The organism is Actinacidiphila sp. bgisy145, from assembly GCF_057708125.1.
The window spans coordinates 1-643 of the sequence record NZ_JBYIRL010000129.1 but is presented as its reverse complement, the minus strand read 5'-3'; the positions used below and the strand labels follow the sequence as shown (position 1 = coordinate 643).

The 643-nt window shown below is 59.1% G+C and carries 1 rRNA gene; it reads right to left on the bottom strand.

Annotated elements, in window-relative coordinates:
• Positions 1–447: ribosomal RNA gene (locus AC3ERT_RS36605) — 16S ribosomal RNA — on the bottom strand; the annotation flags it as partial.
• Positions 448–643 lie beyond the last annotated feature (196 nt).

Here is a 643-nt window from a genome sequence, read left to right as displayed (position 1 = left end):
CGCTTCTTCCCTGCTGAAAGAGGTTTACAACCCGAAGGCCGTCATCCCTCACGCGGCGTCGCTGCATCAGGCTTGCGCCCATTGTGCAATATTCCCCACTGCTGCCTCCCGTAGGAGTCTGGGCCGTGTCTCAGTCCCAGTGTGGCCGGTCGCCCTCTCAGGCCGGCTACCCGTCGTCGCCTTGGTAGGCCATCACCCCACCAACAAGCTGATAGGCCGCGGGCTCATCCTGCACCGCCGGAGCTTTCCACCCAGAAGCATGCGCCCCCAGGTCATATCCGGTATTAGACCCCGTTTCCAGGGCTTGTCCCAGAGTGCAGGGCAGATTGCCCACGTGTTACTCACCCGTTCGCCACTGATCCACCCCGAAAGGCTTCACCGTTCGACTTGCATGTGTTAAGCACGCCGCCAGCGTTCGTCCTGAGCCAGGATCAAACTCTCCGTGAATGTTCACCGGTCATCCGGTACAACACCCGCGAAAGAGCGGGACAGTCGGAGGAATAATCCGACCGTCCACAGCGTCCTCGCTGTGTGTTCTTCTTCAAAGGAACCACATCCCGACCGAATACTCGACCGGAACGGGGTATCAACATATCTGGCGTTGACTTTTGGCACGCTGTTGAGTTCTCAAGGAACGGAAGCT